General features: G+C 37.9%; 10 protein-coding genes and 1 pseudogene. 8 read left to right on the top strand and 3 right to left on the bottom strand.

Annotation, left to right across the window (positions count from 1 at the left end):
- The first annotated feature begins 16 nt into the window (after positions 1–16).
- Positions 17–1,147, top strand: coding sequence for an NAD-dependent epimerase/dehydratase family protein (locus tag DD829_RS02720; protein ID WP_108410000.1), 1,131 nt, complete (start codon positions 17–19; stop codon positions 1,145–1,147).
- Positions 1,144–2,175 carry a lipopolysaccharide biosynthesis protein gene (locus DD829_RS02715; RefSeq protein WP_108409999.1) on the top strand — a complete coding sequence of 344 codons (1,032 nt, stop codon included), beginning with the start codon at positions 1,144–1,146 and terminating at the stop codon, positions 2,173–2,175. The genes DD829_RS02720 and DD829_RS02715 overlap by 4 nt, the downstream gene beginning before the upstream one ends.
- A gap of 75 nt (positions 2,176–2,250) precedes the next feature.
- On the opposite strand, the gene secG is transcribed toward DD829_RS02715, so the two are convergent.
- The 3 genes from secG to DD829_RS02700 all read right to left on the bottom strand — a co-directional run bounded on the left by secG (position 2,251) and on the right by DD829_RS02700 (position 6,138).
- Positions 2,251–2,598, bottom strand: coding sequence for a preprotein translocase subunit SecG (secG, locus tag DD829_RS02710; protein ID WP_076395831.1), 348 nt, complete (start codon positions 2,596–2,598; stop codon positions 2,251–2,253).
- Between the two features lie 131 nt (positions 2,599–2,729).
- Positions 2,730–4,775: a M16 family metallopeptidase gene (locus DD829_RS02705; protein WP_108410488.1), complete on the bottom strand. Its 2,046-nt coding sequence runs from the start codon at positions 4,773–4,775 to the stop codon at positions 2,730–2,732.
- 49 nt (positions 4,776–4,824) lie between these two features.
- The gene (locus DD829_RS02700; protein WP_076395751.1) at positions 4,825–6,138 is read right to left on the bottom strand and encodes a M16 family metallopeptidase; all 1,314 of its coding nucleotides are present in this window, start codon (positions 6,136–6,138) and stop codon (positions 4,825–4,827) included.
- A gap of 184 nt (positions 6,139–6,322) precedes the next feature.
- Between DD829_RS02700 and DD829_RS02695 the strand changes: the two genes are divergently transcribed.
- From DD829_RS02695 to DD829_RS02675, 6 genes and pseudogenes are all read left to right on the top strand, one after another.
- Positions 6,323–8,176, top strand: coding sequence for a PAS domain-containing sensor histidine kinase (locus DD829_RS02695; RefSeq protein WP_108410489.1), 1,854 nt, complete (start codon positions 6,323–6,325; stop codon positions 8,174–8,176).
- Positions 8,177–8,179: 3 nt separating this feature from the next.
- Positions 8,180–8,542, top strand: a complete 363-nt coding sequence (locus tag DD829_RS02690; protein WP_108410490.1) for a response regulator transcription factor — start codon at positions 8,180–8,182, stop codon at positions 8,540–8,542.
- 87 nt (positions 8,543–8,629) lie between these two features.
- Positions 8,630–10,963, top strand: a complete 2,334-nt coding sequence (locus tag DD829_RS02685) for an ATP-dependent helicase (RefSeq protein WP_108410491.1) — start codon at positions 8,630–8,632, stop codon at positions 10,961–10,963.
- A gap of 133 nt (positions 10,964–11,096) precedes the next feature.
- Positions 11,097–13,814: pseudogene (locus DD829_RS02680) on the top strand (TonB-dependent receptor plug domain-containing protein); the annotation flags it as partial.
- Between the two features lie 30 nt (positions 13,815–13,844).
- On the top strand, positions 13,845–14,741 hold the full coding sequence (locus DD829_RS24045; protein WP_317047715.1) for an alpha/beta hydrolase: 897 nt from the start codon (positions 13,845–13,847) through the stop codon (positions 14,739–14,741).
- A gap of 235 nt (positions 14,742–14,976) precedes the next feature.
- A complete protein-coding gene (locus tag DD829_RS02675) occupies positions 14,977–15,738 on the top strand; it encodes a phospholipase D family protein (RefSeq protein ID WP_165796673.1) in 762 nt (253 codons plus the stop codon).
- The last annotated feature ends 47 nt before the right edge of the window (positions 15,739–15,785 follow it).

Raw genomic sequence — 15,785 nt, 5'->3', positions numbered from 1 at the left:
ATTTCACAAGTATCAAATGAAAATACTCATCACAGGAGGAGCCGGATTTATTGGAAGTAAGTTGTCTTTAGAACTTAAGAAGAAGGGGTATGAAGTTACGGTTCTGGATAATCTTTCTTCTCAGATTCACGGAGAAAATCCTGATGAGGATTCCCCTTTGTACAGAAATATTTTAGGGAATGTAAATTTCATTAAAGGAGATGTTGCTCATTTTGAAGACTGGGAAAAAGCGATTGAAGGGCAGGATGTTATTGTACACTTTGCGGCAGAGACCGGTACCGGACAATCCATGTACCAAATCGAAAAATATACGGAGGTGAATGTTTCCGGAACGGCAAAAATGCTGGATATTCTCGTAAATAAACCCCATCAGGTAAAAAAAGTGATTATCGCCTCTTCCAGAGCGGTTTATGGAGAAGGAAAATATCTTCATCCCGAATTGGGACTGATTTATCCCAGACCCAGAAACGTAGAAGAGATGCGAAAAGGAAATTTCGAAATTATTTATCCCGACGGGCAGATTCTTCGCGCTTTGCCAACGGACGAAGAGTCTAAAATACATCCGACTTCTATCTACGGAATTACAAAATATACACAGGAACAGATGGTAATGACTGCCTGTTCTTCCATGGGAGTTGCTCCGGTTGCGCTGAGGTTTCAGAATGTTTACGGAGAAGGACAGTCTCTTCTAAATCCTTACACAGGAATTTTATCTATTTTTTCGTCCCAGATTCTTAACGGAAACGATATTAATGTTTTTGAAGACGGAAACGAATCCAGAGATTTCATTCATGTGGATGATGCCGTAGAAGCAACAATTCGTTGTATTGAAAATGATGCAGCGAACGGCGAAGTTTTCAACGTGGGAACAGGGGTTTCTACCGCAGTAACTACGGTAGCGGAAAATTTCAGAAAATTTTACAATGTCGATTTTGAAATTAATGTTTCCGGGCAGTTTCGTCTGGGAGACATCAGACATAATTTTGCAGACATCAGCAAGATTAAATCAAAATTAAATTTTCAGCCAAAAATATCTTTTGAAGAAGGAATGTCTAAGTTTACCCATTGGGTTCTGCAACAGAATATTCAGGATGTAAAGTTCAAAGAATCTCTGGAAGAAATGAAAGTAAAAGGACTTTTAAAATGATCAGTTTAAAAGACAAAAAAATACTTTTTCTGTCGGTTAGTTTTTTTAAATATGAAAGAGCCATAGCAAAAAGACTTTCTGAACTGGGCGCTGAAGTGGATTTTTATGATGAAAGACCTTCCAATTCCAATTTTTCGAAGGGTATTATCCGTCTTAATAAAAGATTCTACCATCTTAAAATAAACAATTATTATAACCGGATTCTTGACGAAATTAAAGGCAAAAAATACGATTATTTCTTCCTGATAAAAGGAGAAGCCATTCCTGTTTTTTTTCTTGAAAAAATAAAGAATGATAATCCCGGAATGGAAATGATTTACTATAATTTTGATCCATTGACGGAATATCCCAATCTGATTGAAAATCTTAAATATTTCGACAAAAAGTTTACGTTTGAATACAATGATTCGGTAAAATATAACATAAGCTTCAGACCTTTGTTTTATGTTGATGAATATAAAAGTTTACAACAGTATTCTCAAAAACCGGAATATGACATTGTTTTTATCGGAAGCGCTCATACGGATCGTTATATTGTAGGAGAAAAGATCAGAGTAATGGCAGATCGGCTGAATCTGAAATCTTACTTTTATTACTATGCAATGGGAAGAATCGCATTCCGACTGAAAAAGATGATTGATAAAAACCTGAAGCAGTTTGACATTACAAAAGTAAGTTTTGATAAGCTGAATCACCATCAGATCATCGATTTTTACAAAAAAACAAAATCTGTGCTGGATATTAATAAACCTTTCCAGAATGGCTTAACAATAAGAACCTTTGAGGTATTGGCCTCGGGAAGAAAATTAATTACCACGAATTCGGATATCAAAAATTATCCTTTTTACTGTCCTGAAAATATTCTGGTGATTGATCGGGAAGATATTCAGCTCAATCCTGAATTTTTTGCAACCGATTGTAAAGAAATGGATCAGAAAATTTTATATAAGATGTCTTTGGATTCTTTTATAGACTGTCTTTTTGGAGAAGATCAGAATGATTACTGGAATTCTTTCAGAACTAATTAAACTTAAATCAGTTTATCATAAAAACAAAAAAGCAACTCGACAGAGTTGCTTTTTATATGTAAAAATAAGATTTGCTTACTTCGTTGGTGCAGGAGTCTGAACCGGAGTTGTTGCTGAAGCAGGAGCAGAAGACTGCTTAGCCGGAGCTTCTTTTTTTGCAGGCGTCTGAACCGGAGCTGTTGCTGAAGGTTTACCTGTAATTACAACGCTTAAAAGGATAAGAACAATAATTGTTCCTCCTAAAGTCCATGTTGCTTTTTCCATAAAGTCGTTGGTTCTCTGTACTCCAAACTGAGCAGAAGATGCTCCTCCGAAAGTACTGGAAAGACCTCCTCCTTTAGGATTTTGAGCCATAACGATGATAACCAGTAAAATACTGGCGATCATAATAAGAACCATCAATAGTATAAATATAGAATCCATTAATTTGATATCTTTTTGAATGGGCAAATTTAATCTTTTTTTACCGAATGACAAAGAAAGATATTATAAATGTTAACAAAAATAAAAAACGGCAACAACTGTTGCCGTTTTTTCTGTAAAAACAGGATGTTTTATTTAAAATCAGAATCTTTAGCCTGATTCACTTCGTAAGATTTTACGTTCATCGTCATGTCCATTCCCATTTGGCTTACCGTAATGGTGTAAGGCATTTTTACGCCTGCCACATCTTTGTAATCTGAGTATGTTGTAGGAACAGTCATTGTCTGTCCCATTGCTTTTACTGTTTTTGTTTCTCCGGTTTTAAGACCTGTTTTTACGCTGTAATAATAAGTAGTATCTCCATTTTTTACAACATAAGAATCTTCACCGCCGATTTTTTCAATTCCTGCAAGCTTGTAGTCAGCAGATTTTGCAAAACCAACCTCAGGGAAAAGTTCAGTATTTTTAAGCTTTTCAGCAATTTGCTCAGGCTTCATATCCACTTTATTCCCCATTTGCTCAGAATAACCAGTCTTACCGTCAAATACCTGCTTCTGAACAGTCTGTCCCATTGCAGTAACCATAGTAAGCTCTTTTCCACCTTTTGCCTTCATCATTTTAAGGTCGATATTCTGTCCCTGCATAGACATGGAAGCATTTACCGTGTAAGAAGAAACTTTATCGATGTTTGCTTTTCCTCCGATAGCGTTAATGTATTTATCTGCAATAGAAGCAACAGTAACTCCGGCATCCACTTTCTGTGTTGTTGGTTTTGCTACAGGATTTGCTTCTTTATCAAAATATTTTACCGGATATCCTAATTTTTCCAGACCTTCAGAAATGTCAGATGCTTTTCCGGCAATGAAAATTCTGCTCTGGTTAGGAAGAATGGTAGATTTTACAGCATTAGAAACATCTGCGGCTGTTACCTTATCAATAGATTTCAGATAATTGGTATAAAAATCATCAGGAAGATCCTGTACTTTCTGGTTTAAAGCAAATCTTGCAATGGTTGCAGGCTGCTCCAGAGACATGATGAAAGAACCTTTCAGTTTTGCTTTTGCATTTGCAAGTTCTTCAGGCTTTACGGTAGAAATCGCGTTAAGTTCATTCATGAATTCCTTTACCGCTTTATCCGTAACTTCATTTCTTACATTTGCACTTGCCGAGAATTGCGGAGAATATTTGCTTGCGCTAAGATTAGAGTAAGCGCCATATGTAAATCCGTTTTTCTCACGAAGGTTCATGAAAAGTCTCGCTTCACCGCCACCTCCAAGAATATAGTTTGCAATGGTTGCAGGGAAGTAGTTCGGATCTTTCATTTTCAGCGTGTTCAGGTTGTTCAAAGAAACCACAGACTGTACTGCAGAAGGAACATCCACTACGTTAATTTCCGTTTTGGCAACATTAGAAGCTGGTTCTAAAGGAGAAACCGGAGTATTTGCTTTTTTCCATCCGCTGAATGCTTTTTCAACCATTGGTTTTACCTGATCGAATTTTACGTCTCCAACGATTACCAGATAAGCATTGTCCGGAGCGTAATATTTTTTGTACGTATTCTGTACATCAGCCAATTGGATTTTGTTGATTGATTCTACTGTTTCAAATTCTCCTCTTGATGTATTTTTACCATACATTAAAGCGTTAGAAACCTTTGAAGCAATCGAAGACGCATTTTTCTCTTCAGATTTTAATCCTTCAATCGCTCTGTCTTTAGAATTCTGGATCTCTTCAGCAGAAAATTTTGGATTAATGATCGCATCTGCCATTAAGCTCAATACCTGAGGAAAATATTTTGAAAGGGAATTTGCCGCAGCTCCGTTAGAAGAAAAGTTTAAGTTCGCTCCAAGATAATCCACTTTTTTGTTGAATTCATCCTTGCTCATGTTGGTGGTTCCGTTTTCGAACTGTTCCGCCATGATTTCGCTTACGCCTGCTACACTTCCTTCATAATAAGGCGCTCTGTCCATGCTAAGACTTGCGCTTACTCTTGGAAGTTTATTGTTTTCCACCACCATTACCGTAAGTCCGTTGCTCAGCTGGAAAGTTTTTGGCTTTGCAATGTTAATGGCAGGAGTAGGTCCCGGTTTTGGCATTGCATTAAGATCTATCTTTTGTGCTGAAACCATTCCTGCGAAGAAAAATGCTGCAGCTATATATGTTAATTGCTTTTTCATTTGTAAAAATTTAATTTTTAATAATCATTTTAACCTAAATACCGGTAGATTACTTTTTCTCAGGTACGTAATTGATGATTATTCTTTGGTTGGAATTAAGATACTTTTTAGCCGCATTCTGAAGATCCTGTCTTGTAATGCTTCTGTAGATATCAATTTCTTTGTTAATCAGGTTTGTATTGCCCATCAAAACGTGGTTGGTTGCCAGTGAAGCAGCAATCCCCTGAATATTGGAATTAGAATTTACAAACTGGTTTTCAAACTGGTTCTGAAGTTTTTGATAATCTTCCTCAGAAATTAAAGTCGTCTGCAGTTTTTTGATCTCTGCATCGATGTCCGCCTGCAAAGTAGCCTTTGTGGTTTGTCCCATCGGGATCGCAAAGAATGCAAAAATACCGTAGTCTTCAAGACCCTGGTTGAAAGCCTGTACCTGAAGCGCTTTTTTATCCTGATCCACTAATTTTTTGTATAAAACAGAAGATTTACCGCTGCTTAAATAAGAAGAAAGCATATCTAAGATATAAGCATCTTTCTCCTTGTTACCCGGCGTTCTGTACGCAAATACATAAGCAGGAAGCTGAATATTAGGATCTGTAGCCGTTACTTCTTTTTCCTGAGTAATAGGAGCATCTTTCGGGAAATCTTTCGGATAAACCGTTCCTTTCGGAATTCCTCCGTAGTATTCCTTAATCCATTTTTTAGTCTGTTCAGGCTTAATGTCTCCCGCTACTACCAAAGTAGCGTTGTTTGGAACATAATATTTTTTATAAAATGCCTGAAACTCTTCTAATTTCGCAGCATTAAGATCCTCCATAGAACCGATTGTAGGCCAGTTGTACGGGTGATTGGTAAATAAATTTTTCTGTACTGTTGTGAAAAGATTTCCGTAAGGCTGGTTATCCATTCTCAATCTTTTTTCTTCTTTTACAACCTCTCTTTGAGTATCTACACCCACCTGATTAATCACAGCATGACGCATTCTTTCAGCCTCCATCCAAAGTCCCAACTGCTCGTTGTTGGATGGGAAAGTCTCATAGTAATACGTTCTGTCGTTCGTAGTATTGGCGTTGTTTTGTCCCCCGTTTGAAGAAACGATTTTAAACCAGTCACCTCTTTTGATGTTGGGTGTTCCTTCAAATAAAAGATGCTCGAAGAAGTGAGCAAAACCTGTTCTTCCTTTTACCTCGTCTTTTGCACCCACATGGTACATTACCCCCGTTGTTACAACCGGAGCCGAGTTATCCTGATGAAGAATTACATGAAGACCATTTGGTAAGTCATACTCTTCGAATTTAATTTGTTGTGCATTAAGGGCCATTCCGAAGAAAGCCGCTGCAGCAACAGAAAGAAGTCGCTTTTTCATAAAGTAGAAATTGTTTTGTCAATTAGTTCCAAAAATACATTATTTGTTACATTATTATCAAAATAAAATTAGCCTTAAAAGTATTTCTCTGGAATAAAATTATATTATGTTAAAAAGTGGTATCATATTTTCAGTGAAAGTCTAGAATAACAACTACTTTTGTAAACAAGAAATCATTGTCGTGATGAAAAACTTTTTAGACCAGAATATCTCACTAGAATCTTTAGTTACCTTATTCAGCCAGGCTCCCGTTGCGATGTCTTTGCTGATGGGAGAAAATTTCATAATAAACAATGCCAATCAGCAGATTCTTGATCTTTGGGGGAGAGATGCTTCGGTAATCGGGATGCCCCTGTTTGAAGCCCTTCCGGAGATAAAATCGCAGGGACTTTTTGAAATTTTAGATAATGTGTACAAAACAGGCGAAATATTCAAAGGAAACAAATGGTCTGTTTTTCTGGAAAAATTTGGCAACTACGAAGAACATTTTTTCAACTTTATCTATGCACCCGTTTACAGTGATGAACATAAAGTTATCGGGGTAAGTGTTGTAGCCACAGAAGTTACAGAACACGTTATTTCCGAGAAAAAACTTTTAGAAAGTGAGTACCGTTTTGAAGACCTCATCAGACAATCAGATTATTCCACAGCCATTTATCGCTCAGAAGATTTATACATAGAACTTGCCAACGACAAAATGCTGAGAACGTGGGGTAAAGATGCTTCCGTGATAGGCAGGAAGCTTGAAGATGCACTTCCCGAACTCGAAGGACAGCCATTTATAGGCTTATTAAAAGACATCTTTAAAACAGGAAAAACCTACTCCGCGACAGAAGACCGTGCAGATCTTGTAGTAGACGGTAAACTTCAGACTTTTTACTATAACTTTTCTTATAAACCGCTTAAAAATTCCAATGGGGAAGTGTATGCGATTCTTAATATGGCAGTGAATGTTACAGATCTTGTAAAAGCCAGAAAAGAAATACAGGAAAGTGAAAGAAAATACCGTGATCTGGCAGATTCTATGCCTCAGTTTGTCTGGACTTGCGACAGACATGGCAAAATAACCTATATGAACGATAATTGGTACAAATACATGAATTTCAGCAAAGAAGAAGATGCCAATGAAGCCATTAAAAAAGTCATAAGACCCGAAGTTTATCCGAATATTATAAAAATCTGGGAAGAAAGTGTAAACACAGGAAAACCATTTGAAGTGGAATACGAATTTTCAGATCCTCAGAATCCGGATGTTTACAGATGGTTTTTGGGAAGAGCAGTAGCCAGTTTTGATCCGGACGGAGAAATAAACCAATGGATCGGAACCTTCACCGATATAGATGATTTCAAGCAATTGCAGACCCAGAAAGATAATTTTTTGGGCATCGCAAGTCACGAGCTTAAAACACCGCTTACCAGTTTAAAGCTCTACACCCAGTTTATTGAAATGAATCTTAACAAACAGGGCGATTATAAAAATGCGGAGGTGGCAAAGAGAATGAACGATCAGATTGATAAACTGACGGAGCTTGTGAATGATCTTCTGGATGTTACCAAAATTCAGAAAGGACAGATCCAGCTCAATGAGTCTGAGTTTGATTTTGATCAGCTTGTGGAAGACGTTATTGTGGAACAGCAGATGACGGCGAGACACAAAATTATATTCAATAAAAGTGAGATTGGAAAAGTAACCGCAGACAGACACCGAATTTCTCAGGTAATGAGCAACCTCATCAGTAATGCCATTAAATATTCTCCTGATGCAGATGAAATTGTGGTTTCTACCCAGATAAAAGACGACATGATTAATTTCAGTGTCAAAGATTTCGGGATCGGAATTCCGGAAGACAAACAGCATAAAGTTTTTGAGCAATATTACCGGGTAAGCGGAACAAAAGAACATACCTTTCCGGGTTTAGGATTAGGACTTTACATCTCCTCGGAAATCATCAAAAGGACAGGCGGAAAAATTTATGTTCACTCCGTAGAAGGAAAGGGGTCTGATTTTTGCTTCGAAATACCTAAAATTAAAATATAAAACATGTCTACACAAATTTTAGTCTTGGATGATAGTCCTGCAATTGTTGATTCTATTGAAATGATGATGGAGCTTGAAGGACTTACTGTTGCCAAGTTCTATAAAGGATCGGATATGCTCGATGCACTGAATACACAGCCAAAACCGGATGTTATCCTCATGGATATGTGGCTTTCAGGAGAAGACGGAAGAGATATATGCAGAACCATAAGAGCCGATGAAAATTTAAAAGATATTCCGGTGCTTATCATGTCCGCAAGCCGAGGACTGGAGCAGTCTGCGCTCGATGCGGGAGCCAACGATTTTATCGCAAAACCTTTCGATATGGGAGATATGATTTCCCGCGTGAGAACGTATATCAAATAAAAACAGATTTTCTTGAAACATCAAAATCCAAAATTTGAATTCTCCATATAATACACTAATTTTGTGTTCCCAAAAATTTTTTGCAGCATGGAGGATTATCTGAAAGGACTGAATGAATCACAATACGAAGCCGTTACCACATTACAGGGACCATTAATGGTTCTTGCAGGAGCGGGTTCCGGAAAAACGCGTGTACTTACCATGCGTATTGCCCATCTCATTACCAACGGAATAGATCCTTTTAATATTTTGGCGCTTACCTTTACCAATAAGGCAGCAAAAGAAATGAAAGAACGTATTGCAAAAGTAGTGGGACAGAGCAATGCAAGAAGTCTCTGGATGGGAACTTTCCACTCTGTTTTTGCAAGAATTCTGAGAAATGAGGCACATTATTTGGGATATCCTTCCAATTTTACCATTTACGATCAGCAGGATGCATTAAATGTCATCAAAAAAGTGTTGAAAGACATGAATATTGATGCCGATCTGTATAAACCCAAAAAAGTTCAGGCAAGAATTTCTACCTACAAAAATAATCTCATCACCGTAAAAGCTTATTTCAACAATCCTGAATTGATGGAAGCCGATGAAAAAGCCAATATGAAATTTATCGGGCAGATTTACCAGCGGTATGTAGAGCAGTGCTTCAAAAACGGATCGATGGATTTTGACGATTTGCTGTTAAAAACCAACGAATTGTTAACCCGTTTCCCTGAAGTGTTAGCAAAATATCAGGACAGATTCAGATACATTCTTGTGGATGAGTATCAGGATACGAACCATTCTCAGTATCTTATCGTTAAAGCTTTAGCCTCAAAATTTGAAAATATTTGTGTCGTGGGAGACGATGCACAGTCAATCTATTCCTTCCGTGGCGCGAATATCTACAATATTTTGAACTTTAAAAAAGACTATCCGGATGCAATGACGGTAGCTTTGGAGCAGAATTACCGTTCTACCCAGAATATTGTGAACGCAGCAAATGTAGTGATTGCTAAAAACCTTCAGCAGTTCAAGAAAAATGTTTTCAGCGAAAATGAAGAAGGAGAAAAGATTAAAGTATACCGTTCCCTTTCCGATGCCGATGAAGCGAATTTCGTAGCCGGAAACATCTGGGAAACCAGAAACCGCGAGCAGAGAAAATACAGCGATTTTGCCATTTTATACAGAACTAACTCTCAGACGCGTGCTTTTGAAGATGCACTGAGAAGAAAAAATATTCCTTACAAAGTCTACGGAGGACTCTCTTTCTACCAAAGAAAAGAAGTAAAAGATCTCATCGCTTATCTGAGACTTTTAGTCAATGAAAACGATTCTGAAGCTTTGATGAGAATCATCAACTATCCGGCAAGAGGAATTGGAGAAACCACCCAGAATAAACTGGTTGTTTTTGCAGATGCACAGAATGTTGCCGTTTCAAAAGTTTTGGATAATTTACCGATGTATGCGCCGCATTTAGGCTTAAACAACGGGGTTTTGAACAAACTGAACGACTTCTGGTCGATGATCAAAGCATTTCAGGTACTGCTGAAAACGGAAACCGCGTACAGTGTTGCAATGGAAGTGGCAAAACGAAGCGGACTGATTAAATTTTTAAAAGACGATCAGACTCCCGAAGGAATTTCCCGTGTAGAAAACGTTCAGGAATTAATGAACTCAATGCAGGGATTCATTGAAGAACAGATGCAGTTGGAAGACGGAGATCCGAGTTTACCGAATTTCCTTGAAAACATTGCCCTTTCTGCCGATACGCAGGATAAAAACAATGAAGAGGATATGGTATCGTTAATGACGATCCACCTTTCAAAAGGTCTTGAATTTCCGGTTGTACATTTGGTAGGGCTTGAAGAAAACCTTTTCCCGAGCTTTATGAGTTCTTCCACAAGAGAAGATCTGGAAGAAGAAAGACGTCTCTTCTATGTTGCTTTAACGAGAGCCGAAAAGCAGGTGTTTTTCTCTTATGCCGTTTCACGTTTCCAGTGGGGGAAAATTACCGATGCGGAACCTTCAAGATTTTTAAGTGAAATTGATGAAGAATATATCGAGTTTGTAAATCCTGCGATTGAAAAACGTTTTATCAACAATTCGGGCATCAAATCCAATATTTTTGATGAACATCCATCGGAAATGAGAAGCTTCAAAAAGGTGGAAAAGAAAACCATCGAAAGAAGCGACAGCTCAAAACCGATTGCAGAACCACGCAAACTGAAACCTGTAAGTACGGCAAAAATAATCAATCCGAGCGGAGCTTCTTCTCAGGATATTGAAGTGGGCGATAAAGTAAGACACGACCGTTTCGGAATCGGAGAAGTAACTTTCCTCGACGGAACTGATCCTCAGAATATCAAAGCCAAAGTAGTCTTTCAGCATGAAGGCGAGAAAAATCTTATCCTGAAATACGCGAAACTCACTAAGATTTAAAATTCATTTCAACTTTAAAAAATAGAAGATGATAATATTCATTTTCTATATTCTTTTAGTCTATTAATTTTGTAGACTAATAAATATAATTTACATTTGCACTTTTAAAACATGAATTTAAAGTGAGGAATGTATGAAGAATAAAAAAACTATTTTCTCGGCATCGGTATTATTTTTCCTGGGAACATTTGCGTACGCACAGGAAAAAGATACAGTAAAAACAAACAACTTAGAGGAAGTTGTTATTTTAGGATCAAGAGGCGGAGCAAGGTCTAAAGTAGACAGCCCGGTTCCGGTGGACGTTTTCAATATCAAAGAATCTTCGGTTATTTTACCGCAAACAAACGTCGCACAAATCCTTAATTTTATTGCACCGTCGTTTACATCAACCATACAAACCAATGCAGACGGAACCGATCATTTGGATCCTGCACAGCTCAGAGGGTTGGGTCCCGATCAGGTTTTGGTTCTGGTAAACGGAAAAAGAAGACACACTTCCGCGTTAGTCAATGTAAACGGATCTCCCGGAAGAGGAACAGTAGGAACCGATCTTAATGCCATTCCGTCTTTTGCCATTAATAAAATTGAAGTCTTAAGAGACGGTGCTTCTGCGCAGTACGGTTCGGATGCCATTGCCGGAGTCATCAATTTAGGATTGAAAAGAGATACCGGAAAATTGGCGGGACAAATAAGCTACGGCGGAAATCTTACCCCGACAGCCAACGATCATACAGGAGATTTTGACGGACAGAATATTCAGGTGGATCTTAACTACGGAAATAAAATCGGGAAGAAAGGCGGATTTTATAACATTACATGGACATCCCAGTTCAGAAATCCTACCTACAGAGCGGGAACAGAAAGCGGAAACATTTTCAATGCTTATAACGCGATCGAACAGCGTGCTTTAAATAACGGCGTGAATCTTTCATCTCTTTTCACGAATATTAACAATACTCCGAATTCCCAACAGATCATCAATTATATTCATCAGTATGCGCAGGAAGTCAATTATTTTTCTCCGACGTTGCAGAACCAGATTCAGTCGGCGAATACAATTTCCGCATTACAGGGAATTTTAAATACGAATGTGACGGATCAGGAGCTGGCTTACAGAGGTTTGTCCAGAAAAGATTTCAATATGCAGGTGGGACAGTCTAAACTGAATAATCATCAGCTTTTTGCCAATGTAGAAGTTCCGCTGAACGACAACTGGAAAGTTTATACTTTTGGCGGATACAGCTTCAGACACGGAACTTCGGGAGGATTTTTCAGAAGACCCAACCAAAGCAGAACATTTACAGGATTGTATCCCAACGGTTATCTGCCGCAGATTGGAACAGACATTCAGGATCTTTCTTTGTCCGCTGGAATTAAAGGAGACTGGAAAGGCTGGAATATCGATTTCAGCAATACTTTCGGACAGAATTCTTTCAGTTATGATATTAAAAATACCGGAAATACTTCTTTAAGATTTAATTCTCCGAATGAATTTGATGCAGGAGGTCTAAGATTTTCCCAAAATACAATCAATTTAGATTTTTCAAAGAAATATGATGTCTGGAGCGGAATCAACGTTGCCTTTGGAGTAGAACACCGTTACGAAAATTTCAAAATAACAGCAGGAGAAGAAGCATCTTACGCTACGTATGATGTTTCCGGAAATCTCTGGACCGGAAATACAGTTCGTCCGACCGACTTTTTCGGCGCTTCACTTCCGGGAGGTTCTCAGGTTTTCAGTGGATTTAAACCAGAAAACGCAGTAAATAAAAACCGGCAGGCAATTGCGGGATACGCAGATGTTGAATTCAATTTTACCAACTGGTTATTGGCAGATGCAGCCGTGAGATATGAAAATTATTCAGATTTCGGTTCTACATTCAATTATAAACTGGCTTCAAGAATCAAAGTAAATAAAGACCTTAATTTCAGATTTGCGGGTTCTACAGGATTCAGAGCGCCTTCCATTCATCAGATTTATTATAATGTAACGTCAACCTTGTTTACAAACGGACAGCTTCTGGAAGTGGGAACATTCAGCAACGATTCAAAAGTTGCCAATTCATTGGAAATACCAAGTCTGAAACAGGAAACTTCAAAATCAGCAAGTGTAGGATTTACCTATAAAATTCCTTCGGCAAAACTTACGCTTACTGCAGACGGATATTTCATCAGAATTGATAACAGAATTCTGCTTACCGGTCAGTTTGCAAGATCTGCCGTTTCTCCGGCAACGCAGTTGATTTACGATGCCGAAAGAGTAAATGCCGTACAGCTTTTTACCAACGCAATAGATACGGAAACCAGAGGATTGGATATTGTCCTTGCGCATAATGCAAAATTCTCCAACATCAAACTGGATAATAATTTTGCAGTCAATCTTAACCAGACCAGAAAAGTCGGAGCCATCCATTCATCCGGATTATTACAGTCTTCAAATCTGGAAAATGTTTATTTTTCCGAAGCATCAAGAGTGTATCTGGAAGAAGCAGTTCCCAGAGTAAAAGCCAGCTTATCCAATCAGCTTACGTGGGGAAATGCCATTTTCTATCTTAGAAATACCTACTTCGGAAAGGTAACGAGCGCCGATATTATCGATGCAAACGGAGACGGTGTCATTTCTCCGAACGAACATCAGGAAATTACAGATAAAATCATTACCGATGTTTCTCTTGCTTATCAGTTTACCAAAAATATAGGACTTACCGTTGGTGTCAATAACCTGTTTGATATTTACCCAACGAAAAACCTTCCTGCTTCTTCCAATAACGATCAGTTTATTTACTCAAGATCGACTTCACAGTTTGGGCAGAACGGAAGATATGTATTCTCAAGACTTAACTTTAATTTTTTAAGTAATTTTTTTAATTCTCAATCTGAAATGAATCCGGCTTTTCCGGGTTCATTTTTTATTTGGGTAAAAAGACAATTTGTATCTTTAAACCATAAAAGTTTTACAATGAAAAGGATTCTGCTATTTTTACTTCTTACCCTGTTTTCCACCCCGCTTTTTTCTCAGGAATACCGCACCGAAAATAATATCCATTATTACGATGAAAAAAACAGTAAATCCGATGCTTACATCAATGAAAGATGCGTGCTGGATATTTATATTCCGAAAAATGTGAAAAATTTTCCTACGGTGATCTGGTTTCACGGCGGAGGATTAACCGGAGGTGAAAAGGAAATTCCGGAAGGGCTGAAAAATAAAGGAATCGCAGTGATTGGAGTTAATTACAGACTCTCTCCGAAAGTTAATGCTCCGAAATACATTGAAGATGCAGCCGCAGCAACAGCATGGGTTTTTAAGAATATTAAAAATTATGGAGGAAATGAAGATCTTGTCTTTATTTCAGGACATTCTGCGGGAGGTTATCTTGCCATTATGGTAGTTTTAAATAAAATGTACCTGAACAAATACGGAATTGATGCCAATAAATTTGCCGGAATTATCACTTTCAGCGGACAGATGATCTCTCATTTTACCACAAGAAAAGAAAAAGGAATTGATGAGCTGGATGCAAGAATTGACGAATATGCACCGCTGCATTTCATCAGAGCAGATGCACCGCCATTGTTATTAATTACCGGAGACCGCGAGAAAGAACTGCTCGGAAGATATGAAGAAAACGCTTATATGGCGCGAATGATGAAGCTGAAAGGTCATAAAGAAACCACTTTATACGAACTTCAGGGTTTTGATCACGGCGGAATGGCGCAACCCGCTTTTCCTTTGCTCATCAACGAAATGAAAAGAGTGGAAAAGGGCAGGAGATAGGATGGAGGTAGGAGGTTAGAAGATGGAAGATGGAAGATGGATGGAGTAGGTTGGAAGCGGGAAGCGGGAAGATTTGATGTTAATAAATGTGCATGTAGATTTTAAACTTCCATCCTCCAGCTTCCCTACTTCTATCTTCCATCTTCTAACTCCCAACTTCTCTCCCAATTATTTTGCAAAGTTTTTTATTTTTTCTTTCTTTGGGGCGAAAATAAAATGATTTCGAACGATGGGTATGTTTTACAACAATGCGGTTTGTGATATTTATATAGGAAAAAGTGCAGGAGCTAAAATGATGCAGGATATCAGAAATGCTCAGAGAAATGTGAAAATTGTTTCTCCCTATCTTTCTCCTTTTTTAATTAAAGAGCTGATTCATCTTCATTCCAGAGGGATTAAAATAAGATTGGTTACCAGCGATGAAATCGAAGATTTTTATGGCTACGACAAGAATATTCACAAACTGATTATTCAGAATAAACACGTTGACGAAAAGGCAAAACAGACCAGAGACAATCTGGTAAGCCTCTCCGGAACCCTGCTTTTTGCCATGATCGGTTTGGGCGTGGTTTTGCTTCCGTTGATGTATCTTTTAAACAATTTTAAACTTGCTTACGGATTTATTATTGTCATTTTAATGTTTTTAATAAGAGATTCCATCGTTAAAAAAATAAAAAAAACAAAAGTTTACCATTACAGCTACAAACAGCTTTTTCCCTTCAAGGTTTTTGTCTCTCCGAATAGCGGAAATTCTACCAATAAAACCTTCATTCACAGTAAAATTTATATCATTGATGACGAAATTGCTTATTTAGGCTCTTTAAATTTCACAGGAAGCGGCGTGAAAGACAACCACGAAACCAGAATACGAACAACCGATCCGGAAGCCGTTGCTAAAATCATCGAAGAAGTAAAAGAAATTTTTTATCATTCCAATCTTCCGGAAAGAGATATCCAGTTTTGGGGAAGTCAGTTGTATGAAGAACCCATTAATTAAGATGAATGGTGAATTTGCTTTGCAGTCAATGGTGAATTTTTTCATTA

It is taken from the genome of Chryseobacterium sp. HMWF035, assembly GCF_003094695.1.
Taxonomy (GTDB): Bacteria; Bacteroidota; Bacteroidia; order Flavobacteriales; family Weeksellaceae; genus Chryseobacterium; species Chryseobacterium gambrini.
Note: the sequence above shows the minus strand (reverse complement) of the source record. Positions and strands in the feature narration are given on the sequence as shown.

What these genes read in the sequence shown, in the direction of transcription:
- DD829_RS02720 (WP_108410000.1), top strand. Translation starts at nt 17, where the DNA reads ATGAAAATACTCATCACAGGAGGAGCCGGATTTATTGGAAGTAAGTTG.
- DD829_RS02715 (WP_108409999.1), top strand. Translation starts at nt 1,144, where the DNA reads ATGATCAGTTTAAAAGACAAAAAAATACTTTTTCTGTCGGTTAGTTTT.
- secG (WP_076395831.1), bottom strand. Translation starts at nt 2,598, where the DNA reads ATGGATTCTATATTTATACTATTGATGGTTCTTATTATGATCGCCAGT.
- DD829_RS02705 (WP_108410488.1), bottom strand. Translation starts at nt 4,775, where the DNA reads ATGAAAAAGCAATTAACATATATAGCTGCAGCATTTTTCTTCGCAGGA.
- DD829_RS02700 (WP_076395751.1), bottom strand. Translation starts at nt 6,138, where the DNA reads ATGAAAAAGCGACTTCTTTCTGTTGCTGCAGCGGCTTTCTTCGGAATG.
- DD829_RS02695 (WP_108410489.1), top strand. Translation starts at nt 6,323, where the DNA reads ATGAAAAACTTTTTAGACCAGAATATCTCACTAGAATCTTTAGTTACC.
- DD829_RS02690 (WP_108410490.1), top strand. Translation starts at nt 8,180, where the DNA reads ATGTCTACACAAATTTTAGTCTTGGATGATAGTCCTGCAATTGTTGAT.
- DD829_RS02685 (WP_108410491.1), top strand. Translation starts at nt 8,630, where the DNA reads ATGGAGGATTATCTGAAAGGACTGAATGAATCACAATACGAAGCCGTT.
- DD829_RS24045 (WP_317047715.1), top strand. Translation starts at nt 13,845, where the DNA reads ATGAATCCGGCTTTTCCGGGTTCATTTTTTATTTGGGTAAAAAGACAA.
- DD829_RS02675 (WP_165796673.1), top strand. Translation starts at nt 14,977, where the DNA reads ATGTTTTACAACAATGCGGTTTGTGATATTTATATAGGAAAAAGTGCA.